This window comes from Caulobacter endophyticus (assembly GCF_029543245.1).
Taxonomy (GTDB): domain Bacteria; phylum Pseudomonadota; class Alphaproteobacteria; order Caulobacterales; family Caulobacteraceae; genus Caulobacter; species Caulobacter endophyticus_A.
Genome location: NZ_JARQWV010000012.1, coordinates 13595 through 40066 on the forward strand (window position 1 = coordinate 13595; position 26472 = coordinate 40066).

Consider the following 26472-nt stretch of genomic DNA (forward strand, 5'->3'; position numbering starts at 1 on the left):
GGGAGGGTGAGAGGTTTCACCATTGGCCGGTAGATCCCGGTGCGTTTCATCAACGCTGGCAGCCAAACTGCCGCGTTTCAGTCGGAGAGGTTGTTACCTCTCACCCTCCCACGCCTGCGGCGTGGGCCCCTCCCTCTCTCAAAGAGAGAGGGGACGATACCCCCCTACCGTCCCCCGATCGGCGCCATCGTCCCCGAGGCTGGCGCGTAGCTGTAGCCGCCGCGCTTGAGGTCGGCCGAGAGGGTGAGGGGGGCGACGCCGCCGTTGAGGCGGGCGCGGTAGACCATGGTCGTCTCAAGCGTGCGCATCACGTAGTTGCGGGTTTCGCTGAACGGGATGCACTCGATGAAGTCGAGCGGGTCGGTGCTGGCGCCGCGCGGGTCGCCGCACAGAGCGGTCCACTGCGGCGGGCGGCCGGGGCCGGCGTTGTAGGCCGCGGCGGCCATGATGTAGGAGCCGCTGAAGCGGTTGATCATGTCGCCCAGGTACACCGAGCCCAGCCGCATGTTGTAGTCGGGCTCGAACAGGCGATCGACGCTGTGGCTCTCGCCCAGCTTGCGGGCGACGCCGGCGGCGGTGGGCGGCATCAGCTGCATCATGCCGCGCGCCCCGACCGACGAGCGGGCGCGGGGGTCGAAATTGCTCTCCTGGCGCGAGATCGAATAGACGAAGGCGGTCTCGGCCGCGCCTGGAATGGGCGTGAAGTGGTGGTCGAGCAGGGGATAGCCGCGCTCGGGCAGGATGAAGCCGCGCTGGGCGGCGGTGCGCACGGCGCGCATGGCCAGGTCCTGGTCGCCGGTGTTGCGGGCGAAGTCGACCAGCAGGGCCTGCTCCTGGGCGGTCGGCAGCTGGTCGTCGATGTAGAGAACCAGCGAGCGGAAGGCGTCGTTGGCGCCGACGTCGCGCAGCAGCTTGGCGGCGCGGACCAGTTCGCGGCTTTCGAAGCGGGCGCGGTCGGCCGCGGTGACCACCGGGTCCTTCTCCAGGCGGATTTCCTTGATCCCGGCCTTCTCGGCGGCCAGCTGGCCGTAGAAGGTGGTGATGTGGCGCGCGCCCTCGGCATAGAAGGCCTGGGCGGCGATGACGTCGCCCTGCGCCTCGGCCGCGCGGCCCTGCCAGTAGAGAGCCCGCCCGCGGGTGATCGGCGAGGCGCCGATCTCGTTGATGCGGCCGAAGTGGGCGGCGGCGGCGTTGGCGTCCTTGAGGCGCGACAGGGCGATCCAGCCGGCAAAGAACTCGGCCTCAGCCGCGTCGGCGCCGCTGGGCAGGCCGGCGTTGGCGGCCGCATAGGCCCCGCGGCTGTCGCCGTTCTTGATGGCGGACATGACCAGTTGCTTGCGCTCGCGCCAGATCGGGCCGGCGGTGTCGTCCGACGGCGGGCGGACGGGGAAGTAGCGCACCAGGTCGAGCGCCATCACGTCCATGCCCTTGCGGCGCAGATAGGCGGCGCGCTCGAAGGCCACGCCCGGCGAGACCTGCTGGGCCGGGGGCAGGGCGGCCACCAGGTCGTTGGCGTTCGACGCATTCGAGCGCAGGGCGATGCGGGCCTGGGCGACCGCCTGCTGGTCGTAGGGCAGCAGGGCGACCATGTCGCGGGCGGCGGGGCCTTGCGGCCCGTACAGCAGCATGTCGGCGCGCTGGGCGTAGTCGTCGGCGGTGAGCATCGCGCCGAAGCGGGCCTGCATGGCGCGCTGGGCGTCGGCCTCGAAGGTCTTGCCGCGCCAGAACCGGCGGATCAGGTTCGTGGCGTCCTGGGCGCGACCGCTGGCCTGGTAGGCCGAAGCCAGGGCCATGGCGCCTTCGGCGGTCAGGGGCTCGGCGCCGCCGAACCAGGCGATGGTCTGGGCGGGCGTCAGGCCCGAGGTCGACAGGGCCTTTTCGGCCGGCAGGTCGCGGCGCGAGCTGCGGGGCCAGCCGTTGAGGTCGCGCCGGGCCTGGTCCAGCTCGAAGAAGCTCATGCTCTCGGCGCCGACGTCGGCCAGGGCCCACAGGGCGATCTTGCGGGCCAGGGGATCGGAGATGCTGCTCATCGCCGCGCGCACGGTCGAGGCCGAGCGCTGGCCCATGACGGCGGCGCGCAGGTTGGCCGCGTCGGTTTCGCTGAGCGTGCCGGCGTAGGCGGTGGGCGGGGTGTTGACCAGGCCGGGGCGGGCGTTGCCGGTATAGGGCTGGGGCGCGCTCGGCAGGCCCTCGTCATCCATCTGCTCGGTCTGGGCGTCGGCGACGCTCGCGACCAGGGTCAGGCTGATGCAACCGAGAAGAAGCCGACGAATCCCAAAAGCCAAAACGCGGTCTCCTTGCAGTGTCGAGGCAGTGTTCCATGCCCTTGATGCGGGCGTCCGGCGGCCGATTTTTGACCGCACCAGCCGTATAGCCCGGTTCGCCGGTTGATCGACCCGCCTTTCAACGCCGCAGAGCGACGAAAAGGTCGGAACGACCAGTTGCGGTCGAGGGGGGCGGAGACATATTGTCCGCCCCCACGTTTCAGCCGCAACTCTCGCGGCGTCTGCTCACGGCAAATTGCAAGTCATGGTCCATTCCCCTTTCAAGGGCGTCATCCCGGCCCTGGTCACCCCGTTCCTGAACGGCGAGGTCGACGAGAAAGGGTTCGTCGCCCTGGTCGAGCGCCAGATCGCCGGCGGCGTGCACGGCCTGGTGCCGGTGGGCACGACGGGCGAGACCTCGACCCTGTCGCATGACGAGCACAAGCGAGTCGTCGAACTCTGCGTGCAGACCGCCCGCGGCCGCGTGCCGGTGATCGCCGGCGCCGGTTCGAACTCGACCGACGAGGCCATCGATTTCGTGCGCCACGCCAAGACCGTGGGCGCGGACGCCGCCCTGGTGGTCACCCCGTACTACAACCGCCCCAGCCAAGAGGGCATGTACCAGCACTACAAGGCGATCAATGACGCGGTGGAGCTGCCGGTGTTCGTCTACAACGTGCCGGGCCGCAGCGGCGTCGACATCTCCAACGACACCCTGGTGCGCCTGTCGAAGCTGCCCAACATCGTCGGCATCAAGGACGCCACCGGCGACCTGACCCGCATCAGCCTGCAGCGCGTCACCTGCGGTCCGGACTGGGTCATGCTGTCGGGCGACGATCCGACGGCTCTGGGCTACATGGCCCACGGCGGCCACGGCGTGATCTCGGTGACCTCGAATGTCGCGCCGGACGCCTGCGCCACCTTCATGAACGCCTGCGTCGGCAACGACTGGGAGACGGCCCGCTACTGGCAGGACCGCCTGATCAAGCTGCACAAGGCCCTGTTCCTCGACAGCTCGCCCGGCCCGACCAAGTTCGCCCTGGCCCAACTGGGCCTGTCGACCGAAGACGTGCGCCTGCCGATCACGCCGTGCAGCGATGCGGTGCGTCCGGCGATCGTCGAGGCCATGCGCGAGGCGGGTCTGGTCTGATGACCAAGCCGATCGCGGAAAACCGGCGCGCCCGGTACGACTACTTCATCGAGGAGACCTTCGAGGCCGGCATCATGCTGACCGGCACCGAGGTGAAGTCGTTACGCGTCGGCCGGGCCAACATCGCCGAGTCCTATGCGTCGGTCGAAGGGCGGGAGATCAAGCTGATCAACGCCGACATCCCCCCCTACGGCCACGCCAACCGCTTCAACCACGAGCCGCGCCGCCACCGGAAGCTGCTGCTGCACCGCAAGCAGATCGAAAAGCTGATCGGGGCGGTGCAGCGCGACGGCCGCACGCTGATCCCGCTCAAGCTCTATTGGAACGAGAAGGGCCTGGCCAAGCTGGAGATCGGCCTGGCCAAGGGCAAGAAGAACCACGACAAGCGCGAGACCGAAGCCGCGCGGGACTGGGCGCGCGACAAGGCGCGGCTGATGAAGGGCGACCGGGGGGATTGATCCTTCTGGTCGGGAAGGACCGGCGCGATAGATGCTCCCCCTGAAAGGGGGAGCTGTCGCCCCCGGGTCCGGCCAAAGGCCGGCCCGAGGATAAACTCCGCCGACTGAGGGGGAAGTGACTGCCGCCTTTGGGCTGCTCTGACCTCATCAGATACTTCCCCCTCCGGCCCTTCGGGCCACCTCCCCCTTCAGGGGGAGGATCTTCTTACTGGCGCCGCTCTTGCTCCTTCTTCGCTGAAGGAGTCCGCCATGTCCGATACTGGTGCAAACACGGCCAAGGTCGCGCGTCCGCTGTCCCGCGGCGGGCCGCTGGACGCGCTGCGGTTTTTCGCGGCCTTCTTCATCGTGGTCTATCACTATGCCGAGCAGGCGCCGGTTTCGCTGTTCGCGATCCACCCGGCGTTCGGGCGCGGCTATCTGGCCACCGACTTCTTCCTGCTGCTGTCGGGCTACGTGCTGGGCCGGGCCTATGGTTCGCGCGTGGCGGACGGCCGGATCCATGACGGCGCCTTCCTGATCAAGCGCATCGGCCGCGTCTGGCCCGCGCATCTGGTGATGATCGCCGCCTTCGTCGTGCTGGTGCTGGGCGCCACGGCCCTGGGCATGCAGCCGCGCAATCCGCAATGGTACCAGTGGGACCAGCTGCCCCAGCAGGTCTTCCTCATCCAGACCTGGGGTTTCCAGGGGCCGTCGGGCTGGAACATGCCGACCTGGACGCTATCGGCCCTCTTGGTCTGCTACGCCCTGTTCCCGACCCTGTGGCGGCTGTTCGGCAAGATCGCCTCGCCGTGGACGGCGCTGCTGGTCGGGGCCGCCGTGTTCGTGGCGGTGGACGTCTTTTCGCGCCAGATGTTCGGCATGCCGTCGTTCCACCTGCATCTGAAGAACGGCCTCTATCGCGCCATTCCGCTGTTCCTGATGGGCGTGCTGATCGCCCGCCTGGCCCGCGAGGTGGTGATCGGCCCGAAGCTGGCCGACGCCCTGGCCGTGTTCGCGGTGGTCGGGTTCGTGGTGCTGAACGTCGTGGGCGAGTACGCCTATCCGAGCCTGGCCTTGCTGGGCCTCTTGATCTTCGCCGCCAGCGGTTCGGCCCGGAACGGCTGGGGCTGGGCCAAGACCGGCGGTCGGCTGTCGTTCTCGCTCTATCTGACCAACCAGTTCGTCGGCGCGGTGTGGTTCGCCATGCAGCGCCTGCTGGACCAGAAGGTCGAACTGCATGAAGCCGCCCACTGGGCGATCTGGGCCATGGCCTTCCCGGCGGCCCTGGTGTTCGCCTGGCTGTTCGAGCGCCTGGTCGACGCGCCGCTGCAGGACTGGCTCAAGCCGCGTCTCGACAAGGTCACCGCCGACTGGGGCGGCAAGCGCGAGCGGAACCAGGCGGCGCAAGCGATGGTTACGCCCCTGAGCTGAAGAGCGCCCTGAAATCGCCTTGCCGATCACGGCGAGATAGGCGACGAGGGATGAAACGCGCGTTCCAAACGCAACGCGCCAAGGGAGTCGAAAACCGAATGCTCAGGACCGCCATCCTCGCCGCCGTCGCCAGCGCCGCCTTCGCCGCGCCGGCCATGGCCGCCGACATCTCCGGTCTGTGGCAGACCGAGACCAACGGCGGCCAGGTCGAGATCAGCCGCTGCGGCAACAGCCTGTGCGGCAAGCTGCTGACCTCGGACAACATCAAGAAGAACCCCGCCCTCAAGGACGAGAAGAACAAGGACCCGTCCCTGCGCAATCGCCCGCTGAAGGGCCTGCAACTGCTGTGGGGCTTCAGCGGCGGTCCGACCGAATGGACCGGCGGCAAGGTCTACAAGGCCGACGACGGCAAGACCTATTCGGGCACCATCACCATGACCAACGCCGACACCTTGAAGCTGAAGGGCTGCGTGGTCGCGCCGCTGTGCAAGACCCAGACCTGGACGCGGGTGAAGTAATTTCGCCGATCCCTCTCCCCTTGCGGGAGAAGGTGTCAGCGAAGCTGACGGATGAGGGGTCTCTCAGACGCAAGACGCCGCGAAAGCTGATCGGCTTTCGCGGCGTTTCTGTTCGTGCGACCCCTCACCCGATCCCCGCTTTCGCGGGGACCACCCTCTCCCGCAAGGGGAGAGGGATCACAAGGGCGCGCAGACCTCTTCCAGCCAGGCCTGGATCTCCGGCTCGACGCGCGGGCCGATCTCCTTCAGCACGCGGGCGTGGTAGGCGTCGAACTGGGCCACTTCCTCGGCCGTAAGCAGCACCTTGTCGACCAGACGGCGGTCGATAGGAGCCAGGGTCAGGGCCTCGAAGCGGTGCATGGGGCGATCGCCGCCGGCCACGGCTTCCGCGGGCATGACGACTTCCAGGTTCTCGATGCGGATGCCGTACTCGCCGTCCTTGTAGTAGCCGGGCTCGTTGGAGACGATCATGCCCGGCTGCAGGGCGATGGTGTTGGGCGCCTTGCTGATCCGCTGCGGACCTTCGTGGACGCCCAGATAGACGCCGACGCCGTGGCCGGTGCCGTGGTCGTAGTCCAGTCCGTGGGCCCACAAGGCCATGCGTGCGAGAGCGTCGATGGCCGAGCCGGTGGTGCCGGCCGGGAAGCGCAGGCGGGCGATGGCCAGGTGGCCCTTCAGAACGAGCGTGTTGCGCGAGACCATCTCGGCCGTGGGCTCGCCGATGGCCACGGTGCGGGTGACGTCGGTGGTGCCGTCCAGGTACTGGCCGCCGCTGTCGACTAGCAGCAGCGAGCCCAGCGCGGCGCGTTCGTTGGAGCGCTCGGTCGGGCGATAGTGGGGCAGGGCGCCGTGGCCGTTGGCCGCGCCGATGGTGTCGAACGACAGGTCCTTCAGCACGCCGGTGGCCTCGCGGAAGCTTTCCAGCTTGGCGACGGCCTCCTTCTCGTCCGGTGGGCTGACCTGGCCCTCGGTGGCCAGCCAGTGCAGGAAGCGGGTCAAAGCGGCGCCATCGCGGCGGTGGGCCTCGCGCGTGCCGTCCAGCTCGACCTCGTTCTTGCAGGCGCGAGGCATGGTGCAGGGGTCCATGCCGCGCACGACCTTGGCGCCGGCGGCGACCAGGGTGTCGAAGTACCAGGCCGAGGACTGGGCCGGATCGACCAGGACGCTCTTGCCCGACAGTTCGGCCAGGGCGCCTTCGAGGGCCTCGGGGGCTTCCAGCGAGACCTCGTTGCCGAGCCAGGCGGGCAGGTCCTCGGTGACCTTGGCCGGGTCGAGGAACAGGCGGGCGCTGCCGTCGGCGCGCAGCACGGCCTGGGCCAGCGGCAGGGGGGTGCGGATGACGTCGCCCCCGCGGATGTTGAACAGCCAGGCGATCGAGGACGGGGCGGTGATCACCGCCGCATCGGCGCCGAGGCCGGACCCGACGCGGGCGCGCTTGGCCGAGGACTCTTCGCCAGCGTATTGCACCGGATGCGGCACGACCGGCGCCTGCGGCTGGTCAGGGCGTTGAGCGCCCCAGGCCTCGTCCAGAGGGTTGGCGGCGACGGGCTTCAGCGTCGCGCCGGCGCGGGCGGCGGCGGCCTTCAGCACGTCCAGGGCGGCGGGGCTGTGAAGGCGGGCGTCATAGCCGATCACCGCGCCCTTGCTGGCGGTCTCCAGGTAGGCCGGCACGCCGCCCTCGACGAGGTCGCGGATCTCGAACACGCCCTGGTCGACCTGCTCGCGGACTTGAAGCGTGTAGCGGCCGTCGACGAAGACGGCGGCGCGGTCGCTCATGATGACGCCGGCCCCGGCCGAGCCGGTGAAGCCGCTGGCCCAGGCCAGGCGGTCATTGGCGGCGGGCAGGTACTCGTTCTGGTGCTCGTCCTCGTGCGGAACGAGGAAGCCGTCCAGACCCTGGCGGGCCATGGCCTCGCGGATCAGCGGAACGTGGCGCGGGCCAAAGCCCGGATCGGTGGATTCATCGAAGGTCTGGCGCATGACGACCGATGTATGCCGCATGCGCCAGACTTGAAAGGGGAGTTATCGCGGTTCGTCGGCCTGGGGCGACGGAGCCGTGCCGTCGGTCGTAGTCGGCGCCGTGGCGGCGGCGTCCTGCGCCGCGTCGGCGGCGGTCTGGGCCTGGATCTCGGTCTGGCGACGCACGCTCTCGGCGGCGGAGGCGGCTTCGCGGGCCGAGGCCTCGGCGGCCTGGCGGGCCTGGTCGGCGCCGGTTTGCAAGCCCACCTGCGCGCCCTCGACCAGACCGGCGGCGCGGCCCTGTTCCTGGGCCTGGGCGAGTTGGTCGGAGCTGGCGTCCATCGGGCGCGAGGTCAGCATGAAGGCCACGGCGATCACGGCCACGATGGCCACGACGCCGGCGACCAGCCAGCCCAGCGGGCTGGACTCGCGGCGGACTTCTACCACGCGTTCGGGGACCACGCGCTCGGGCTGTCGCGGGGCCTCGGGGTGAAGCGAAGGATCTGTGTAGGTCATGGTCGTTTCCTCGAACGATGTTGTCCGGGAAAACGTGGAGGCAAGCGGAGGCGTTCCGCCCCTCGCGATCGAGGGGCGGAGCCGGAGGTCTTACGGGCGTTGCAGGACCAGGGTCGCCCAGGCGTCGCGGTGGATGCGGCTGACCACCTTGAAGCCGCGCGACAGGTAGGCGGCCTTGACCATCCGCTCCTGGGTGCGCAGCAGGCCCGACAGGATGACCGTGCCGCCGGGGACGAGTGCGCGCTTGATGTCCTGGGCCAGGCTGATCAGCGGGCGGGCCAGGATGTTGGCGAACACCAGGTCGTAGGGAGCGTTCTGCGCCACCAGCTTGTTGGACAGGCCCGAGGCGTGGACGAACTTGGCGTTGGCCATGTTGACCTTGGCGTTCTCCTTGGAGATCCGCACGCTGGGCTTGTCGATGTCGGTGCCGACGGCCAGCTTGCTGCCCGTGCGGGCGGCGGCGATGGCCAAGAGGCCCGTGCCGGCGCCGACGTCGAGCACCTTGTTGAATTTCTTGGCCTTGATCAGGCGGTCATAGGCCTGGAGGCAGCCTACGGTGGTGCCGTGGTGGCCGGTGCCGAAGGCCGCGCCGGCCTCGATGCGCAGGTTGACCGTGCTGGCCGGCAGGCGGCCGCGGTCATGCATGCCGTAGACGAAGAAGCGGCCGGCGCGCACCGGCGGCAGGCCCGACAGCGCCATGGCCAGCCAGTCGGCGTCGGCCAGGGCCTCGCGCTCGACCTTCAGCGCGTAGCCGGCCAGCAGCTCCAGCAGGGCCGCGTCCTCTTCCTCGTTGGTCGGGAAGGCGTCGATGCGCCAGATGCCCTTGTCCTCGTCCTCTTCCAGGATCGAGTAGGTGGCGCCTTCGAGGCCGGGCATGTTGTCGATGGCGTCGGCGGCGGCTTCGGCTTCGGCGCGCGCGCCGCGGGCGACGATCTGCTGGTGGGTGTAGTCGGTCATGCCGCTCCAATAGTCGGACGCGCGGCCAAAGGCGAGACCGTCCGGCGTCCGAAAGCGGGGGCGGGGCTCCAAATTTCGGGCGCGGGGTCGGGCGGCGCCAGTCGCCAGGTCAGAGGGGGCTCTTCGCGCGGGCGCCGTTCACGCGCAGGCCGGGCGTTTCGGGCGGCGCCGAGAGCGGGGCCCAGAAGACGCGTGGCGGCCGCGCAGGCCAGGGCCCAGGCGATGCCGTTGCGCTCCAGGATGAAGCTTTCCGAGAAGGTGGTGATCAGGAAGATGACCAGGAACAGCGTGGCCCAGTAGCCGTCGCGGACCTTGTCGAACCGGAACAGGGCGACCAGCAGCGGCAGGCCCAGCACCAGGGCCGACAGGCCCACGCCGATCCAGCCCAGCTGGGCCAGCACGTCCAGCCAGCCGTTGTGGGCGGTGGGCACGTTCCAGCCGGTCTCCTTGCGGATGAACAGGGCCGGCACGGAGTCGTCGCGCCAGAACACCGCATAGCCGTAGCCGGTCAGCGGGGCCTTGGCGGACTGGCGCATCAGGGCGTCCCAGATCTCGGTGCGGCCGGTGAGGGTGGGATCCTTGCCGAGAGCCTTGAACAGCAGTTCGGGCGCCAGCCACATGATCAGGGCCGCGCCGCCGACGACGGTGACGCCCAGCCAGACCATGGTGATCGCCGTGGCCGGCCCGCGCCGCATCATGCCCAGCAGGCCAGAACCCGTAAGGCCGATCAGCAGCACCATCAGCGAGGTCTTGGACCTGCTCATCACGATCATGAAGGCGCACAGCACGATGGCCCCGATGAACAGCCTGCGATGCTTGGCGCCGGCCAGGATCGCGGCCATGGCGCCCAGGGCGCCGTAGACCATCATCGCGCCCATCTGGTTCTTCTCGAACCACAGGCCGCGCCAGTCGCCGGCGTTGATGTCGTGCTGCACGCCCATCTTCGGATAGGCGATCGCGGCCAGCAGGCCGCCGGCGCCGAGGATAAGGAAGGTGGTCGCCAGGATCTCGGCCATGCGCCGGCCGTCGAAGCTGGCGGCGAAATAGAAGCCGAACAGGGTGGTGAAGGCCGCGGCCAGGGCGCGGCGGTTGGTGGTGCCCGGATCGAACGACCACGAGGCCGAGGCGAACACCCAGAAGACCAGGAGGCTCAGCAGACCGGCGGGCAGCCAGAACTTCATCAGGCGAGGCGCGCGCCACAGCACCAGCGCCAGGATCAGCGCATAGACCGGAAGCCACATCAGACGGAGGATCGGCATGTCCTCGCCGCCGGCCTGTTCCGGATCGAGAAAGGGCCCGATCAGGGCGTTGGACAGCATGAACAGCACGAAGCCGCAGGCCCAGGCTTCCAGCGTGCGCAAGAGCCCGCCTTCCTCCTCGATCCTGTCCGGCGCGGCCGCGTCCATGTCCGTTCCCGTGTGGCGCGAAACGGCACAGTTACCGGTCGCATGCGCGGGAGGCTGCAAGGGGGAGGCCGGAACGTGGCGGTGGAGGAGGCTTCGGAGAAGGAAAAACCAGCTGCCTTCCTGGGCCCTGTGCCCAGGATCCATCGTTCAGCCTTCTCAAATCTTGGAGAGGGGGCGCGATCTGAGCAGCGGCCGCCATGGGCCCTCGCCACAAGGGCGAGGGAAGCGGTTCAATTGAACGGGTTGTGGATAGGCCCCTAAGAACGTCGCCTAGTACCGCAGCGCCACTTCCGTCGGGACCGGGGCCTGGGCCGGCGGACCCGCCACCACCTCCTCCGGCAAACGGGTGTCGAGGATGTCTCCCGACGTCGAGGCGAAGCTGCGGGGCGGGGCGTCGGCGGGTTCGGTGGGGACGGCCGACTGGTCGTCCAGCGCCACGGTGGTGGCGCCCGAGGCCGAGACGATATCGGCGTCGGCTGGGTCTGGCTCGTAGCTGGCCGGCTCGATCAAGCCCATCTCGGCCATGTCGGCCGAGGTCAGCACCACGGGGGTCTCGTCGACGGGCGGGCGTAGGAAGTCCTGGCCGATGACGTAGTCGGGAACCTTGCCGGCGGGCCAGACCATGGGGGCGGCCTGCGCGTACTGTGTGCCCTGGACCTCGGCGTAGGGCTGGGGCTCTCGCTCCTGCGGGCCGATCTGCATGGCGACGCCGGCGATCGCGCCGAGGGTCAGGGCGACGGGGAGGCCGACGATGGCGGCCCGGGTCTTCAAGAGGTCGAGCGGCTTCATGCCGAGATAGCGTTTCAGCCGCGGATTCGTTCTAGGCTGCCGCTCGATTCCGGGCGAAGGGGCCACCATGAGCAAGACCAAGGCCTTGGGCCTGCTTCGGATCCGCGAGGGCGGCCACGCGCGGGTGACCTATGTGGAGCTGTTCTTCGACCTGGTGTTCGTGTTCGCGGTCACCCAGCTGTCGCACGGACTGATCGGCCATCCCAGCCTGATGGGCCTGCTGGAGACCGCGCTGCTGCTGATGGCGGTGTGGTGGGCCTGGGTCTATACGGCCTGGGTCACCAACTGGCTGGATCCCGAACGGCCGCCAGTGCGGATCATGCTGTTCCTGATCATGGCCGCGGGCATGGTGCTGGCCACCTCGATCCCGCAGGCCTTCGAGGATCGGGGCCTGGCCTTCGCCCTGGCCTTCGTGGCGATCCAGTTGGGGCGCAGCCTGTTCACCGTCTGGTGCGTGAGGGGCGACAAGAGCCTGAAGCTGAACTTCATCCGCGTCAGCGCCTGGCTGGCCGTCTCGGGCGTGCTGTGGATCGCCGGCGGACTGCTGGCGGACGAGGCGCGGCTGGCTTGCTGGGCGACCGCGATCGCGATCGAGTACGCCTCGCCGGCCGCCGGCTTCTGGACCCCGGGCCTGGGCCGCAGCAGGACCGCCGACTGGACGGTGGAGGGCGGCCACCTGGCCGAGCGCTGCGCGCTGTTCACGATCATCGCCCTGGGCGAGTCGATCCTGGTCATGGGCGCCACCGCCGCCGGCATGGACTGGACGCCGACGGTGATCCTGTCTTTCGCCTCGGCCTTCGTGGCCAGCATCGCCATGTGGTGGATCTATTTCTCGTTCACGGCCGAGGCGGCCAGCGAAGCGATCAGCCATTCGGACGATCCGGGCCGGGTGGCGCGGCTGGCCTATACCTATAGCCACCTGCTGCCGGTGGCCGGGATCATCGTGGCGGCCGTGGGCGACGAGTGGGTGATCCACCACCCGGTAGGCCACGCCGACCCGAAGGTTTCCGCCGCCCTGATCGGCGGACCGCTGCTGTTTCTGCTGGGCGGCGTGTGGTTCAAGCGGGCGGTGTTCCGCATCTGGTCGCCGTCGCGCGGCGCGGGCGTGGCCGCGCTGCTGCTGCTGATCCCGGTGTCGCCGCTGGTCCCGCCGCTCGTGCTGTCGCTGCTGACCACTGGCGTGCTGGCGCTGGTGGGCGGCTGGGAGAGCCTGGCGATCCGCCGGCGGGGGCATCAGTTGCGGGGCTGACGCGGCGCCGCACAGGCGCCGCAAGACTCGTCTATAGGAGCGCGCGTGAAGCGCCGCCTTCCTCCCCCGAGCGGCGCAACCGGGACATCCAGTGATCAAAGAGCGTTTCCCCGACACCAAGGCCCTGATCTTCGACTGTGACGGCACCCTGGTCGACAGCCTGGGCCTCTACGCCCTGGCCTGGCCGGCCGGCCTGCGGTCCACGGGCCATGCGATGGAGCCGTCCTGGTACCTGGAGCGCGGCGGCTTCTCGGGCGACATGCTGATGGACGCCTTCGAGCAGGAGGTCGGCCAGACCCTGGACCGGGCCCAGGTGATGAAGGCGGTGTGGGCGACGTACAGCGAAGGGATCGACGGCCTGGCCGAGATCGCCGCCGTCACCGCCATCGCCCGCGCGTTCCACGGCCGCCTGCCCATGGCGGTGGCTTCCAGCGGGCCGTCGGACTTCGTTCGGCTGAGCCTGAAGTCGCTCGGCCTGGACGTCCTGTTCGACACCGTCGTCACGATCGAGGACGTTACGGCCGCCAAGCCGGCGCCGGACCTCTTCCTGGAAGCCGCGCGCCGGCTGGGCGTGGCGCCGGGCGACTGCCTGGTGTTCGAGGACAGCATCCAGGGCCTGCAGGCGGCCGCGGCGGCCGGTTGCAAGGCGATCGACGTGCGCGAACTGATGGAGGAGGCGGTTTAGGGGGCGATCATCCCGGCGTTAGAAAAACCTCGTCCTTCGACAAGCTCAGGATGAGGTTTTTCTAACGCCGAGGCCTTCAATGGTCCTCTTCCTGAGCCTGTCGAAGGACGAGGACCACGCAGGCGGTTGAGGGGACGGGGTTACCGCCCGTAAGCCGCCTCGGTAGCGCGGATCAGGCCGTCGATGACGCCGGGCTCGGTCGAGGCGTGGCCGGCGTCCCAGACGATCTCGAAATGGGCCGAGGGCCAGGCGCGGTGCAGGGCCCAGGCGCTGGCCAGGGGCGTGACCACGTCGAAGCGGCCCTGGACGATCCAGGCCGGGATGTGCCGGATCGTCTCGATGTTGTTGAGGATCCAGCCGTCCTGCGGGAAGAAGCCGCGATTGACGAAGAAGTGGCTCTCGATCCGCGCGAAGGCGATGGCGAAGTCTTCCTCGTTGAACTTCGGCGGGCGGGCCTCGGGGCCGCGCAGCGAGATCGTGTCGCCTTCCCACTGGCTCCAGGCGCCGGCGGCCTCGGCCTGGACCCGGCGGTCGGGATGGACGAGCCGCTTGTGATAGGCGGCCATCAGGTCGCCGCGCTCTTCGGGCGGGATCGGCGCCAGGAACCGTTCCCAGGCGTCGGGAAACAGCATCGAGGCGCCGTCCTGGTAGAACCAGCGCAGTTCCTTGTCGGTCAGCAGGAAGACGCCGCGCAGCACCAGACCCTCGACCCGGTCGGGATGCTTGATGGCGTAGGCGAGGGCGAGGGTGGAGCCCCAGGACCCGCCGAACACCGTCCACTTCTCGATGCCCAGATGCTCGCGCAGCCGCTCGATGTCGGCGATCAGGCTCCAGGTGGTGTTGTCCTCGAGGCTGGCGTTGGGGCGCGAGCGGCCGCAGCCGCGCTGATCGAAGAGGGTCATGCGCCAGCGCGACGGATCGAAGAACCGCCGCATGGTCGGGTTGATCGCTCCGCCGGGGCCGCCGTGCAGGATCACCGCCGGCTTGCCGCGCGGCGCGCCGCATTCCTCGTAATAGATTTCGTGGGCGCTTCCGGTGGGCAGCCAGCCGAAGGAGAACGGCTCGACCTCGCGATAGAGGCCGCGACGGCCGATGGAGGACATGGCTGCGAGTGAAGCGTGACGGTCCATGGCGCGAGCCTAGGCGCTTTGCTCGCCCGTGTGAACGGCGCTTCGTTCGTCGACAGGTCGCCTAGCCGCCACGATTCCCGCTATGGTGCGCGGACATGAGCACCACGCCCGAAGATCTGACCGACGACGACCTCCTGAACCTGCTGACCGACGATCAGTTGGCCGAGCTCGACAATTCCATCGCCGAGATGTTCGGCGCGGAGGGGCTGGACCGCGCCGAGGCGCTGCTGGTGCTGGCCAGGGTCTATTCCATGCGCGCCGCCGAACGCGACGAGGCCTCGGCCCTGGCCCTGCTGCAACTGGCCGCCGCCATGCGCCGGCGGGCGGAACGGCTGATGCAGCGGCCGCAGTAGGGGGGGCTGAAAGTCCCCTCTCTCAAAGAGAGAGGGTTTTCTGCTTCACCCCACCCTCAGCGTTCCCGCATCGATCGCCTGGCTGATCCTCACCTGGCCCTTCTCGTCACGGATCTCGACCGTGACCTTGGGGGCGGGCGGCGACCAGTCGATGGTGATCAGGCCGAAGTTGCGCTCGCGCAGCACCGCCGAGGCGCGCAGGGCGTTGGGCGGGGTCACCGGCCAGACCTCTGTCAGGCCCGACGAGGTGACGTCCCACATCGGGTAGGGGACGTTGAGATCGAGCTTGCTGACCTCGGCGTAGTGGGTGTCGCCGCTGACGAAGAACAGGCGCTCGGCGCGCTGGCGGCGAATGGCCTCGAACAGGCGCTGGTGGTCGCGGGCGTAGTTGATCCAGCTTTCCCAGCCGGCGAAGTCGGCCAGCACCTGCAGGCTGGAGCCGAAGATCCGCAGGTCGGCGGGCTGGGCCAACTGGGCCTCCAGCCAGGTCCATTGCGGCTCGCCGATCATGGTGGCGTCCTGGTCGGCGATGCGATCGTAGGGGCCGGGCGTCTCCTTGCCCTGCAGGCCGCGGGCCACGGCCCAGGCCTTGTAGCCGCCCTTGAATGTCTTTTCCGAAAGCGGCGTGCGGTTCCAGCGCAGGTCGGGCAGCAGGATCTGCACCCGGCGGCCCTCGGGACCGAAGACGTAGGCGGCGTAGACGCCTTCGCGGGTGCGGCGGGGAGAGGTCTCGGGCTCGCCCCAGAAGTCGCAGAACTGCCGGCGGCTCTCGGCCTTCATCGGATAGTCGCCGCCGGCGTCGTTCTCGCCGAAGTCGTGGTCGTCCCAGATGGCGACCACGGGGATCTCGTCGCGCAGCCGTTTGAAGTGCGGCTTGGCGGCCAGCATCGCGTACTTGGCGGCCATCACCTTGGGGTCGCGGGTGTCGGCGTAGATGTTGTCGCCCAGGAACATGAAGAGGTCGGGCTTAGCCGCGAAGATCGCCTCCCAGATCGGCTGGTCCTTGTCCTGTTTGGCGCAGGAGCCAAAGGCGATGCGGGTCAGCGGCTTGTCGAGGGCCGGGTGGGGCGCATCCACGACAGCCTGGGCGGCGGCGGGCGCGACGGCCAGGGCGGCGGCCGACAGGCCGAGCGCCGAGCGGCGGGAGAGGTCGGTCACGGAGCAGCCTCCACGAAAAAGCCCTTCCCCCTCGATGGGGGAAGGGTTGGGATGGGGGTGTCTTGCGGCAGGAGAGGGCAAAGCAGCGCTTGTTGTCCAGCGCCGCGTCACCCCCAACCCCGGCCCTTCCCCCATCGAGGGGGAAGGGAGGAGGCTTGATCAGAACGCCTTCTTGATGGTCACGAAGCCCTGGCGCGGCGGGGCCGGCAGCAGGGTCATGGTCGTGCCGGCGGTGTCGCGGTTGACGAAACCGCCCGAGCCGACGGTCGAGATGTAGTCCTCGTCGGTCAGGTTGGTGATGTTGGCCTGGATCTCCAGACCCTTGCTCCAGCCTTCGCCGTCGAAGCGATAGCCCAGGGTCAGGTCGGCGACGGTGTAGCCGTCGACCTCGCCGCCGACGTTCTCGTAGGTGTAGTAGCGCTCGCCGGTGTAGCTGACGCCGAGGCGGGCGAAGAAGCCGCCTTGCTCGAACTTCACCTCGCCCTTGAACAGGTTCTTGGGCGTGTTGACGACCGTCTTGCCGGCGGTGCGGGCGGCGATCGTGCCGTCGCCGTTCATGACGTCGTCTTCGTATTCGGAGCTGTTGTAGGTGTAGGAGCCGTAGACCGACCAGGCGTCGGTCAGGCGGAATTCGCCGGCCAGTTCGACGCCTTGCGTCTTAACCGAGCCGACGTTCGACAGCACGGCGGGCAGGCCCAGGATCGGCGAGGCGGTCGAGGCGCTGAGCAGGCGGTTCTCGAAAGTCACGTCATACAGCGCCGCGACGCCCTGGAAGCGGCCGTTGCGGTAGCGCACGCCGCCTTCCCAGGTCTTGGAGCTTTCCGGCTCCAGGGTCTTGGCGACGTAGTTGACCACCGTCTGGCTCTGCGAGGCGAACGGACCGGCGGTGGCGGCCGAGACATAGGCGGCCATGTTCTCGGTGTAGCCGCCGAAGACTTCCAGGCCGCCGTCGAAGGCGTAGACCGCGCCGACCTGCGGCAGGAAGGTTTCCTCGCTCTTGATCGTGCCGGCCAGCGGGTTGCCGACCACGGTCTCGACGCTGTTCTCGACCTTCATGGCCTTGAAGCCGAAATTGACCTTGAAGGCGTCGGTGATCGCCCAGTTGTCCTCGATGTAGCCGGTCAGGGTTTCAGTCTTGAACCGGTACTGCCACTGGGTGGCGAAGGGGTTCTGCTGGAAGTCGAGCGGGTCGCGCGACGGACGCGAGACCGTCTCGGCGTAGAAGCGGCGGGCCTGGTTGAAGTGGTTGGTCTCGGTCCAGAAGCCGCCGCTCAGCTTATGGGCGCCCAGGTCGACCGACAGGCTGGCGGTCAGGCCGCCGCGGTCGATGTCGTATTCGGTGGTGCGGATCGACAGCGGGGCGGCGTTTGAACCGGCCGTGCCGAAGCCCGGGCTGGCGAGGTAGGGCGTGTACCACAGGCCCTGGCCCTTGTTCTTGTGCTGGTAGGCGGTGGCCTTGAAGTCGACGCGGTCGCCGAAGGGCAGGGCCAGGATCGCGCCGTAGAGGTCGTCGTCACGCACGCCGGCGCCGGCGTAGTAGGCGTCGTCGACGGTGGCGAACGGGGCGGGCAGGGCCGTGCCGGTCTGGTAGGCGCGGGCCGCGGCGATGGCCAGGTTCCAGTTGGGGATCAGGTTGTCCCAGTCGCGGCCGAGACGCTTGATCATCTCGAACGACATGTCCTGGTAGTCCTGCTCGCGGCGCTCGGAGCGGGTGTAGAAGCCGGTCACCGAGCCTTCGCCCAGCGGCAGAACGGCCTTGGCGTCGTACTGGCGCTGCTTCTGCTCGCTGCCGCCCTTCCACTTGTCGGTCTTCTGGTCGGCGACCGAGACGAAGGCGCGCAGGCCGCCCAGCTGTTCCAGGGCGCCGGTTTCGAAGCGGGCGAACACGCGGTGCATGTTCTGCGAGCCGCCAGTCAGGTTGACCTGGCCGCCCATCGCTTCGGACGGATCGCGCGAATAGAATTGCAGCGTGCCGCCGAGGTTGGAGGTCGAGGCGGTGCCCAGCGAGCCGGCGCCCTGGGCCAGCTCGACCTTGCCGATGTTCTCGCTGGCGATGGCGCGGCTGATGTGCAGGCCGTTGTGGTTGCCGTAGCTCATGTCGCCCAGCGGCACGCCGTCACGGGTGAAGCCCAGCTGGTTCTGGTTGAAACCGCGGATCGACAGGCTGGTCGACCACTCGTAGGCGCCGAACGGGTCGGCCGACTGGAACGAGACGCCCGGCAGCTTGTCGATGGCCTTCAGCGGGCTCGTGCCGGCGGCCTGGGTGGCGATGCTTTCCTCGTTGAGGACCTGGACCTGGCGGCTCTGGCCCTGGCCGATGACGACGACGGCCTCGACTTCGGCGGCGGCGTCGGGCGCGGGTTCCGGCGCGGGGTTCTCGGCGGCCATGACGGGCGCGGCGAACAGGAGCGCGCCGAGGGCGGCGCTGAGCAGGAGGGCGGACTTCATTGGACTATCCCCTAGTGCGCCGGGGGCGGGGAGGCCGCCGGGGCGCGTCTGGGACCGTTCGCCTAACGTGGATCGGCGACGCGGCTGCGACGGTTCTTTGTCGTCTGGCCGACAGTCCGGCGACGAACCTGTGAAGGGGCCGAGATTGCGCAAACCGGCCCCAGCCGCTATTTGAGCGGCCGATCCCGAACCCGACCCGAGAGACGAAAAGCCCCTCATGGCGCAGCAATACATTTTCCAGATGCAGGGCCTGACCAAGGCCTATCCCGGCGGCAAGAAGGTCTTCGAGAACATCTGGCTGTCGTTCTATTCCGACGCCAAGATCGGCGTGGTCGGCGTCAACGGCTCGGGTAAGTCGACCCTGCTGAAGGTGATGGCCGGCCTGGACAAGGAATTCTCGGGCGAGGCCAAGGCCGCCGACGGCGTCAAGCGCGGCTATCTCCCGCAGGAGCCGCAACTGGACCCGACCCTGGACGTCTGGGGCAACGTCATCGCCGACTGCGAAGACAAGAAGGTCTTCGACAAGTACAACGAACTCGCGGCCCAGCTCGGTGAGGAATACACCGACGAGCTGATGGAGGAGATGACCAAGCTCCAGGAGATCATCGACGCCAAGGATCTGTGGGACATCGATTCCAAGATCGAGATGGCGATCGACGCCCTGCGCTGCCCGCCCAACGACGCCAACATCGAAAGCCTGTCGGGCGGTGAAAAGCGCCGCATCGCGCTGGCCCGCCTGCTGCTCAGCAAGCCCGACATGCTGCTGCTCGACGAACCGACCAACCACCTGGACGCCGAGTCGGTGGCCTGGCTGCAGCATCACCTGGAAGAGTTCCCGGGCTGCGTGATCCTGGTCACCCACGATCGCTACTTCCTGGATCAGGTCACCAAGTGGACCCTGGAACTCGACCGCGGCAAGGGCATCCCCTACGAGGGCAACTACTCGGGCTGGCTCGAGCAGAAGCAGAAGCGCGTCGTCCAGGAGCAGTCGGAATCGGAAGCCCGCCAGCGCGCGCTCACCCGCGAACTGGAATGGGTGCGCAGCTCGCCCAAGGCCCGTCAGTCCAAGTCGAAGGCCCGTCTGGCCTCGTACGAGGAAATGGTCGCCGCGCAGGAAAACGCCCGCGCCGCCCAGACCCAGGCCCACATCCAGATCCCGCCCGGCCCGCGCCTGGGCAACGTCGTTCTCGAGGTCAACGGCCTGGAGAAGGAATACGGCGACAAGGTGCTGTTCAAGGACCTGTCGTTCCGCCTGCCGCCGAACGGCATCGTCGGCGTCATCGGTCCGAACGGCGCCGGTAAGTCGACCCTGTTCAAGCTGATCACCGGCCGCGAGACCCCCGACCAGGGCACCGTCAAGGTCGGCGAGACCGTGAAGCTGGCCTATGTCGACCAGTCGCGCGACGCTCTCGACCCGAACAAGACGGTCTGGGAAGAAGTCAGCGGCGGCACCGACGTGATGGTCGTCGGCAAGCGCGAGATCAACAGCCGCGCCTATGTCGGCAGCTTCAACTTCAAGGGCGGCGACCAGCAGAAGAAGGTCGGCCTGCTGTCGGGCGGTGAGCGCAACCGCGTCCACCTGGCCAAGACCCTGGCCACCGGCGGCAACCTGATCCTGCTCGACGAACCGACCAACGACCTGGACATCGAAACCCTGCAGGCCCTGGAAGAGGCGCTCGAAGAGTTCGCCGGCTGCGCCGTGGTCATCAGCCACGATCGCTGGTTCCTGGACCGCCTGGCCACGCACATCCTGGCCTTCGAGGGCGACAGCCACGTCGAATGGTTCGAAGGCAACTTCGAGATGTACGAGGAAGACAAGAAGCGCCGCCTGGGCGCCGACAGCCTGATCCCCAAGCGGATCAAGTTCCAGAAGTTCGCCCGCTAAGCGGAGTTCTTCAGTCGAAGACGAAAAAGAGGGGCGGCTCCATCGGGGCCGCCCCTTTTGCTTGTGCGCCTACTTGGGTTCCTTCGGCGGCATGACGGGGTCCGAGCCGGGCAGGTTAGAGCCCGGGTTCGGGGCCATCATGTCGTCGGGCGGGGTGTTGGTCGGCGGCGTCACCGGCATGGAGGGCGGGGCGTCGGTGGTGGGCGGGTTCACCGCGGTGCTCGCCGCCGCGTCGCCCGACATCGAACCGGTGGTCGAGGCCGGCGGCAGGGTGGCCGAGGTGTCCGCCGCCGCGCCGGTTGCGGCTTCGCCGGCCCACCAGTCCTTGGTCGCTCGCTGCTTGGGGGTGGCCTTGGAATAGGCTTCGAGCTGGCTGTAGGGGATCGGCTGCTTCGGCGAGGCCATGGCGGCCGAGGCCTTGACCTTCGGGTTGGCGACGGCCGCGCCGCAGACGGCCGCGGACGCGATCATGGCGAGCGCTGCGCCCGCCAGGAGGGTTTTCGTGAACATGGGAGCTCTCCCTAAAGCGCCGTTCTCGGCGCCAGTCGATAAAACCCCTTGGCGGTCAAGGTGTTCACAGCTTGGCCGCGAACGGAACCGACGCCGCCCATGGCGGGTTGAGAGCGGCGCTTCAGATGTTCGTGCGTCGCGTGCTCTAGTGCTGGCGCGCGAGCGTCAGAGGAGTAGCTTTACCCCAGCAAGAACGATCATCCCGCGGATCGGCGGCGGAGGCATTCCGCCGCGCGCCGGGACCGGAGAAGCCGTATGTCGCAGACCCCCGTCGTGAAGCCCCACATCGTCCTGTCCCACGAGATGCTGCTGCCGATGCAGCCGCTGCTCGAGGGCGCCTACGAGGTGCATCGGCTGTGGGACTATCCCGATCGCCTGGCCTTCCTGGAGGGGCCGGGCAAGCAGGTGCAGGCCATCGTCCACGCCGGCGAGATGGTGCTGCCGCGCGACCTCCTGGCCGAAATGCCGCGCCTGGGCCTGATCGCCTGCGTCAGCGCCGGCTATGACGGCGTCGACGTGCCGTGGTGCCGGGCCCACGGCCTGGCGGTGACCCATTCGGTGGGGCTTAACGCCGGCGACGTGGCCGACCACGCGATGGGCCTGTTGCTGAGCGCGTGGCGGGGCATCGCCGAGGGCGACCGCCGGGTGCGCGCCGGGCGCTGGACCTCGATGGACCGCATGGGCGCGCGCCACGGCCTGCGCGGCCGCAAGGCCGGGATCATCGGCCTTGGCCACATCGGCGAAGCCGTCGCCCGCCGCCTCGAGGCCTTCGACGTCAAGGTCGCCTGGTGGGGGCCGCGTCCCAAGGAGGCCAACTGGCCACGCGCCGAGAGCCTGCCGGCGCTGGCCCGCGACAGCGACATCCTGCTGGTCTGCGCCCGGCCGGACGCCTCCAACCGCCATCTGGTCAGCGCCGAGGTCATCGAGGCGCTCGGGCCGCACGGCCTGCTGGTCAATGTCTCGCGCGGGTCGCTGGTCGACGAGGACGCCCTGATCGCCGCGCTGAAGGACGGCCGCCTCGGCATGGCCGCGCTCGACGTCTTCGAGCACGAGCCGACGCCGCCGGGACGCTGGGTCGACGTGCCCCACACCGTGCTGACCCCGCACATGGCGGGCGCCACGCTCGACAGCATTCCGGCCATGGTCAACCTGACCCTGGAGAACCTGCGCCGCTACTTCCACGGCGAGCCGCTGGCCAGCCCGGTGGCGGCCTGACGTCGGTTCGCGGGGAGGGGATCTCATGGCCAGGGTGCTGGGTCTGGGCGGCGTGTTCTTCAAGGCGGAGGACCCCAAGGGTCTGGCCGCCTGGTATGCGCGGGTGCTGGGGATCAAGGTCGAGGACTGGGGCGGGGCGATGTTTGCCCACCCCAAGGTCGGCATGACCAACTGGTCGCCGTTCCCAGCCGACACCCGTTATTTCGAGCCGTCGACGGCGCCGTTCATGATCAACCTGATCGTCGACGATCTCGACGGCGTGCTGGCCAGGGCCGCGGCCGAGGGCGTCGAGCCGACGGGGCGGCAGGACGAGGAGTACGGTCGCTTCGCCTGGCTGGTCGATCCGGCCGGCTTCAAGGTCGAGCTCTGGCAGCCGGCGGGCGGCGATTGAACGAGGTGGCGGACGGGCTGGAAGATTTATCCACGTCGCCCGTCGCGACGGACCACATCGGGGCTTTTTGATCCCCGCCGAAGCAGGTAAGGACGCGGCCTGCCGAACAGAATTCGCTTGCCAAATCGGACATAAAGATATCTTTATATCCCTATGGCGCTATCCAGCGAACAGGTTGTCGACGTGCTGCGTGCGGCGGGCGAAAGCACCCGTCTGCGCATCCTCGCGCTGCTGGCCGCTGAGGAGCTTTCGGTCCTCGAATTGTGCCGGATCCTCGATCAGAGCCAGCCTCGCGTCTCCCGTCACCTGAAGCTCCTGGCCGAAGCCGGCCTCGTCGAGCGCTTTCCGGACGGCGCCTGGGTGTTCTACCGCCTGGCCGGAACCTTCGGCGGCGGAGCGGTGGTCGCTTCGGCCCTGGCCTTGATCCAGGCTGACGACGCCGTCATCCGGGGCGACGCCGGCCAACTGGCCGCCGTGCGGACCGAGCGCTCGGCCGGGGCCCAGGCCTACTTCGCCCGCAACGCCGCGCGCTGGAACGAAATCCGCTCGCTCTACGTCGACGAGAAGGAGGTCGAGGCGGCCATCCTGCGCGCGACGGGTGAGGGGCCTTTCGACGAACTGGTCGACCTGGGCGCGGGGGCTGGGCGCATGCTGACGCTTCTGGGCGGCCGGGCCGTCAACGCCCTCGGGCTGGACCTGTCGCAGCAGATGCTCAACATCGCTCGGGACGAGGTGGCCAAGGCCGGGCTGACGGCCTGCGAACTGCGCCACGGCGACATCTTCGACACGGGTCTGCCGGGCGGCTGCGCCGACCTGGTGACCGTGCACCAGGTTCTGCACTATCTGGGCGATCCCGCCGCCGCCGTTGAAGAGGCCGCCCGACTGGTGGCGCCCGGCGGCCTGCTGCTGATCGCCGATTTCGCCCCGCACGACCACGAGTTCCTGCGCGAGGCGCACCAGCATCGCCGTCTCGGCTTCGCCGACGACGAGATCCTGCCCTGGATCGAGGCCGCCGGCCTCGTTCCCGAAACCAACATCGCCCTGCCGCCGACCACGGCCGAGGGCCTGACCGTCAAGATCTGGACCGCCCGTCGTATCGGCGCGGCCCTCGCTGAAAGGACCGCCGCATGACCCTGCCGCCCACCCGCCGCGTGATCGGGCCGGTGGCTCGCGCCGGCGAGCGCCCCGTCGGCGCCACCCGGCCGCGCGTGTCGTTCGAATTCTTCCCGCCCAAGACCGAGAAGATGGAAGAGAGCCTGTGGGAGGCGATCACCCGCCTGGCCCCGCTGGATCCGGCCTTTGTCTCGGTGACCTACGGCGCCGGCGGCTCGACCCGTGAACGCACCCACCGCACCGTCAAGCGCATCCTCGACGAGACCTCGCTGAAGCCGGCCGCCCACCTGACCTGCGTCGGCGCCAGCCGCGCCGAGGTCGACGAGGTGATCCACGACTATTGGAACACCGGCGTGCGCCACATCGTGTCGCTGCGCGGCGACCCGCCGCCCAGCGAAGGCGGCATCGGCGGCGTCTACGTGCCGCGCGAGGACGGCTACAAGAACGCCACGGAGCTGACCGCGGCTCTGCGCGGCATCGCGCCTTTCGAGGTGCTGGTCGGGGTCTATCCGGAAAAGCATCCCGAGAGCCCGTCGCTGGACCACGACATCGACGTGCTGAAGGCCAAGGTCGACGCCGGGGCGACGCTGGGCATCAGCCAGTTCTTCTTCGACATCGACGCCTTCCTGCGCTTCGTCGACAAGGCGCGCAGCGCCGGGATCACCATCCCGATCGTCCCGGGCATCATGCCGGTGACCAACTTCAACGGCCTCAAGAAGATGTCGGCAGCCTGCCAGACCTCGGTGCCGTCGTGGCTGGCCAATCTGTTCGAAGGGCTGGACGAGGATCCCGAAACCCGCCGCCTGATCGCCTGCTCGGTCGCCACCGAGATGTGCGCCAAGCTGCAGGAACAGGGCTTCGACGACTTCCACTTCTACACCCTGAACCGGGCCGACCTCGTCTACGCCATCTGCCGCGTGCTGGGCGTGCGCGAAACCACGCCGGCGTCGTCGGAGGCGGCCGCATGAAACGGCTCGCCCTGGCTTTCGCGCTGGGCGTAGCGGTCGTCGCCGGTGGGGCGAAGGCTGACGACAACGCCAACTGGACGCGGCCGATCAAGCCGTACCGCGTTGTCGGCAACATCTACTATGTCGGCTCCGAGGGGCTGTCGGCCTGGCTGATCACGACCTCTGAAGGGCACGTGCTGCTCGACGGCGGCCCGTCGGCGCAGGGCGGCAAGCTGATCGAGCGCAGCATCCAGGCCCTGGGCTTCAAGCCCACGGACGTGAAGGTGCTGATCAACACCCACGCCCACTATGACCACGCCGGCGGCCTGGCCCAACTGAAGGCCGACACGGACGCCAAGGTCTGGGCCTCGCGCGGCGACAAGCCGGCCCTGGAGAAGGGGCAGCACTTCGGCGACAACGCCAACGGGCTGACGCCCTTTCCGGCGGTGAAGGTCGACAAGGCGTTCGGCGACGAGACCAAGCTGAAGATGGGCGGCACGACCCTCGTCGCCCACCTGACGCCCGGCCACACCATCGGCTGCACCACCTGGACCACCCAGGTGGTCGAGAAGGGCCGTCCGCTGAACGTGACCTTCCCGTGCTCGCTGTCGGTGGCCGGCAATGTGCTGGTCGGCAACAAGACCCACAAGTCGATCGTCGCCGACTATCGCGCCGCCTTCGCCGCGATGCGTGCTATTCCCACCGACGTCATGCTGCCCAGCCACGAAGAGCAGGGCGGCCTTCTGGCCAAGCGCCAGCAACAGCTGCGCGGCGACGCCGACGCTTTCATCGACCCCGCCGAACTGGCCCGCTTCGTCGACGGCTACGAAACCCGGTTCAACCAGGAACTGGCGCGCCAGCAGGGATCCGCCAAATGACCGACCTTACCATCCGATCCAACCGCGTCGCCGCCCTGAAGGCCGCCGCCAAAGAGCGCATCCTCATTCTCGACGGCTCCTGGGGCGTGATGTTCCAGAAGAAGAAGCTGACCGAGGCCGACTATCGCGCCGACCGCTTCGCCGATTTCGACGGCCAGATGAAGGGCAACAACGACATCCTGTGCCTGACCCGGCCGGATCTCGTGGCGGAACTTCATGACGCCTATTTCGCGGCCGGCGCCGACATCTCCGAGACCAACACCTTCTCGGGCACCACCATCGCCCAGGCCGACTATCACCTGGGCGAGCAGGACGTCTGGGACATCAATCTGGAAGGCGCGAAGATCGGCCGCCAGGTGGCCGACCGCTGGAACGCCGAGAACCCCGAACGCCCCAAGTTCATCGCCGGCTCAATCGGTCCGCTGAACGTCATGCTGTCGATGTCTTCGGACGTGAACGATCCGGGCGCGCGCAAGGTGACCTTCGACCAGGTCTATCAAGCCTATCGCCAGCAGGTGGACGCCCTCTATCAGGGCGGGGTCGACCTGTTCCTGATCGAGACCATCACCGACACCCTGAACTGCAAGGCCGCCGTCAAGGCGATCCTCGACTGGCGCGACGAGGGCCACGAGGAGCTGCCGATCTGGATCAGCGGCACCATCACCGACCGTTCGGGCCGCACCCTGTCGGGCCAGACGGCCGAGGCTTTCTGGAACTCGATCAAGCACGCCAAGCCGTTCGCCGTGGGCTTCAACTGCGCCCTGGGCGCGGATCTGATGCGTCCGCACATCGCCGAGATGGCCCGCATCGCCGACACCCTGGTCGCCGCCTATCCCAACGCCGGCCTGCCCAACGCCATGGGCGAGTACGACGAGGAGCCGCACGAGACCGGCCACGCCCTGCACGAATGGGCCAAGGACGGCCTGGTCAACATCCTGGGCGGTTGCTGCGGCACGACCCCCGACCACATTCGCCACGTCGCGGAAGAGGTGCGCGGCGTCACGCCCCGCGCTATTCCTGCGCGTCCGAAGGCCATGCGCCTGGCCGGTCTCGAACCCTTCGAGCTGGCCTGATCGAGTACGA

Annotated in this window: 24 protein-coding genes; 14 read left to right on the forward strand and 10 right to left on the reverse strand. The window is 68.7% G+C overall.

What is annotated here, in order from left to right; translation table 11 throughout:
• Positions 1-164 precede the first annotated feature (164 nt).
• Positions 165-2285, reverse strand: coding sequence for a lytic transglycosylase domain-containing protein (locus P7A99_RS12805; RefSeq protein WP_431307671.1), 2121 nt, complete (start codon positions 2283-2285; stop codon positions 165-167).
• 244 nt (positions 2286-2529) lie between these two features.
• Between P7A99_RS12805 and dapA the strand changes: the two genes are divergently transcribed.
• The 4 genes from dapA to P7A99_RS12825 all read left to right on the forward strand — a co-directional run bounded on the left by dapA (position 2530) and on the right by P7A99_RS12825 (position 5800).
• Entirely contained in the window at positions 2530-3414 is an 885-nt protein-coding gene (gene dapA, locus P7A99_RS12810) for a 4-hydroxy-tetrahydrodipicolinate synthase (protein ID WP_277794225.1), read from the forward strand.
• Positions 3414-3872, forward strand: coding sequence for an SsrA-binding protein SmpB (smpB, locus tag P7A99_RS12815; protein ID WP_058349779.1), 459 nt, complete (start codon positions 3414-3416; stop codon positions 3870-3872). Before dapA ends, smpB begins: the two co-directional genes overlap by 1 nt.
• Positions 3873-4121: 249 nt before the next feature.
• Positions 4122-5282 (forward strand): acyltransferase family protein, encoded by a 1161-nt coding sequence (locus tag P7A99_RS12820; protein ID WP_277794226.1) that lies wholly within the window; start codon positions 4122-4124, stop codon positions 5280-5282.
• Between the two features lie 98 nt (positions 5283-5380).
• Entirely contained in the window at positions 5381-5800 is a 420-nt protein-coding gene (locus tag P7A99_RS12825) for a DUF2147 domain-containing protein (protein ID WP_277794227.1), read from the forward strand.
• A gap of 177 nt (positions 5801-5977) precedes the next feature.
• On the opposite strand, the gene P7A99_RS12830 is transcribed toward P7A99_RS12825, so the two are convergent.
• The 5 genes from P7A99_RS12830 to P7A99_RS12850 all read right to left on the reverse strand — a co-directional run bounded on the left by P7A99_RS12830 (position 5978) and on the right by P7A99_RS12850 (position 11427).
• A complete protein-coding gene (locus tag P7A99_RS12830; protein ID WP_277794363.1) occupies positions 5978-7780 on the reverse strand; it encodes an aminopeptidase P family protein in 1803 nt (600 codons plus the stop codon).
• Between the two features lie 42 nt (positions 7781-7822).
• Complete coding sequence (locus P7A99_RS12835) at positions 7823-8275, reverse strand: hypothetical protein (protein WP_277794228.1); 453 nt, start codon at positions 8273-8275, stop codon at positions 7823-7825.
• Between the two features lie 90 nt (positions 8276-8365).
• Entirely contained in the window at positions 8366-9232 is an 867-nt protein-coding gene (locus P7A99_RS12840; RefSeq protein ID WP_277794229.1) for a 50S ribosomal protein L11 methyltransferase, read from the reverse strand.
• The gene (locus P7A99_RS12845) at positions 9229-10638 is read right to left on the reverse strand and encodes an O-antigen ligase family protein (protein WP_277794230.1); all 1410 of its coding nucleotides are present in this window, start codon (positions 10636-10638) and stop codon (positions 9229-9231) included. Before P7A99_RS12845 ends, P7A99_RS12840 begins: the two co-directional genes overlap by 4 nt.
• Before the next feature lie 270 nt (positions 10639-10908).
• Positions 10909-11427, reverse strand: coding sequence for a hypothetical protein (locus P7A99_RS12850; RefSeq protein WP_277794231.1), 519 nt, complete (start codon positions 11425-11427; stop codon positions 10909-10911).
• A gap of 67 nt (positions 11428-11494) precedes the next feature.
• Between P7A99_RS12850 and P7A99_RS12855 the strand changes: the two genes are divergently transcribed.
• A complete protein-coding gene (locus P7A99_RS12855; RefSeq protein WP_277794232.1) occupies positions 11495-12676 on the forward strand; it encodes a low temperature requirement protein A in 1182 nt (393 codons plus the stop codon).
• A gap of 91 nt (positions 12677-12767) precedes the next feature.
• Entirely contained in the window at positions 12768-13361 is a 594-nt protein-coding gene (locus P7A99_RS12860) for an HAD family hydrolase (protein WP_277794233.1), read from the forward strand.
• A gap of 140 nt (positions 13362-13501) precedes the next feature.
• Here P7A99_RS12860 and pip read toward each other — a convergent pair whose 3' ends face one another.
• On the reverse strand, positions 13502-14491 hold the full coding sequence (gene pip, locus P7A99_RS12865) for a prolyl aminopeptidase (RefSeq protein ID WP_277794234.1): 990 nt from the start codon (positions 14489-14491) through the stop codon (positions 13502-13504).
• A gap of 95 nt (positions 14492-14586) precedes the next feature.
• On the opposite strand from pip, the gene P7A99_RS12870 reads away from it, so the two are divergent.
• A complete protein-coding gene (locus tag P7A99_RS12870) occupies positions 14587-14844 on the forward strand; it encodes a low temperature requirement protein A (protein WP_101716585.1) in 258 nt (85 codons plus the stop codon).
• A 45-nt stretch (positions 14845-14889) separates the two neighbouring features.
• Here P7A99_RS12870 and P7A99_RS12875 read toward each other — a convergent pair whose 3' ends face one another.
• Positions 14890-16002: an alkaline phosphatase D family protein gene (locus tag P7A99_RS12875; RefSeq protein ID WP_277794235.1), complete on the reverse strand. Its 1113-nt coding sequence runs from the start codon at positions 16000-16002 to the stop codon at positions 14890-14892.
• 159 nt (positions 16003-16161) lie between these two features.
• Positions 16162-18450 carry a TonB-dependent receptor gene (locus P7A99_RS12880; protein ID WP_277794236.1) on the reverse strand — a complete coding sequence of 763 codons (2289 nt, stop codon included), beginning with the start codon at positions 18448-18450 and terminating at the stop codon, positions 16162-16164.
• A 217-nt stretch (positions 18451-18667) separates the two neighbouring features.
• On the opposite strand from P7A99_RS12880, the gene ettA reads away from it, so the two are divergent.
• Positions 18668-20335 carry an energy-dependent translational throttle protein EttA gene (gene ettA / locus P7A99_RS12885; protein WP_277794237.1) on the forward strand — a complete coding sequence of 556 codons (1668 nt, stop codon included), beginning with the start codon at positions 18668-18670 and terminating at the stop codon, positions 20333-20335.
• 69 nt (positions 20336-20404) lie between these two features.
• Here the strand turns inward: ettA and P7A99_RS12890 are convergent, their stop codons facing one another.
• Complete coding sequence (locus P7A99_RS12890; RefSeq protein WP_277794238.1) at positions 20405-20845, reverse strand: hypothetical protein; 441 nt, start codon at positions 20843-20845, stop codon at positions 20405-20407.
• A gap of 255 nt (positions 20846-21100) precedes the next feature.
• Here P7A99_RS12890 and P7A99_RS12895 point away from each other — a divergent pair, with 255 nt between their 5' ends.
• The 6 genes from P7A99_RS12895 (at position 21101) to P7A99_RS12920 (ending at position 26462) form a co-directional block, all read left to right on the forward strand.
• A complete protein-coding gene (locus tag P7A99_RS12895) occupies positions 21101-22060 on the forward strand; it encodes a 2-hydroxyacid dehydrogenase (RefSeq protein WP_277794239.1) in 960 nt (319 codons plus the stop codon).
• A 25-nt stretch (positions 22061-22085) separates the two neighbouring features.
• The gene (locus tag P7A99_RS12900; RefSeq protein ID WP_277794240.1) at positions 22086-22451 is read left to right on the forward strand and encodes a VOC family protein; all 366 of its coding nucleotides are present in this window, start codon (positions 22086-22088) and stop codon (positions 22449-22451) included.
• A 153-nt stretch (positions 22452-22604) separates the two neighbouring features.
• Positions 22605-23582: an ArsR/SmtB family transcription factor gene (locus P7A99_RS12905; RefSeq protein WP_277794241.1), complete on the forward strand. Its 978-nt coding sequence runs from the start codon at positions 22605-22607 to the stop codon at positions 23580-23582.
• Entirely contained in the window at positions 23579-24532 is a 954-nt protein-coding gene (metF, locus tag P7A99_RS12910) for a methylenetetrahydrofolate reductase [NAD(P)H] (RefSeq protein ID WP_277794242.1), read from the forward strand. Before P7A99_RS12905 ends, metF begins: the two co-directional genes overlap by 4 nt.
• Positions 24529-25389 carry a CAU/MBL1b family subclass B3 metallo-beta-lactamase gene (gene blaCAU / locus P7A99_RS12915; RefSeq protein ID WP_277794243.1) on the forward strand — a complete coding sequence of 287 codons (861 nt, stop codon included), beginning with the start codon at positions 24529-24531 and terminating at the stop codon, positions 25387-25389. Before metF ends, blaCAU begins: the two co-directional genes overlap by 4 nt.
• Positions 25386-26462, forward strand: a complete 1077-nt coding sequence (locus P7A99_RS12920) for a homocysteine S-methyltransferase family protein (RefSeq protein WP_277794244.1) — start codon at positions 25386-25388, stop codon at positions 26460-26462. Before blaCAU ends, P7A99_RS12920 begins: the two co-directional genes overlap by 4 nt.
• Positions 26463-26472: the final 10 nt, after the last annotated feature.